The sequence below is a fragment of the Vibrio sp. 10N.222.49.C9 genome (assembly GCF_041474985.1).
GTDB lineage: Bacteria > Pseudomonadota > Gammaproteobacteria > Enterobacterales > Vibrionaceae > Vibrio > Vibrio crassostreae_C.
The window spans coordinates 1-246 of the sequence record NZ_JBFRVD010001480.1 but is presented as its reverse complement, the minus strand read 5'-3'; the positions used below and the strand labels follow the sequence as shown (position 1 = coordinate 246).

The window sequence follows — 246 nt, the reverse complement described above, 5'->3', positions numbered from 1 at the left end:
GGATCTAGGCGTAATCGTTGGTTACCAGATCGATAACTTCCGCCCATACATGGAATTCTGGACAGTTGACCAAGGTTCTTCTGCAGAAGACAACCGCCAGCTAAGAACTCGTATCGGTCTAAAATACGCGTTCTAAGAACAATTTTAACAATGACCGCCGCCTCTGAGGCGGTGGCATATAAGTAAAACAAACGTGAGAGAATAATATGGAAGTTTCTAAAACAGCTCTAGCAGTAGCGTTATCCT

General features: G+C 43.9%; 1 protein-coding gene. It reads left to right on the top strand.

What is annotated here, in order from left to right; all coding sequences use genetic code 11:
* Nucleotides 1-13: 13 nt before the first annotated feature.
* Nucleotides 14-136 (top strand): oligogalacturonate-specific porin KdgM family protein, encoded by a 123-nt coding sequence (locus tag AB4585_RS28855; protein WP_372172218.1) that lies wholly within the window; start codon nt 14-16, stop codon nt 134-136.
* The last annotated feature ends 110 nt before the right edge of the window (nt 137-246 follow it).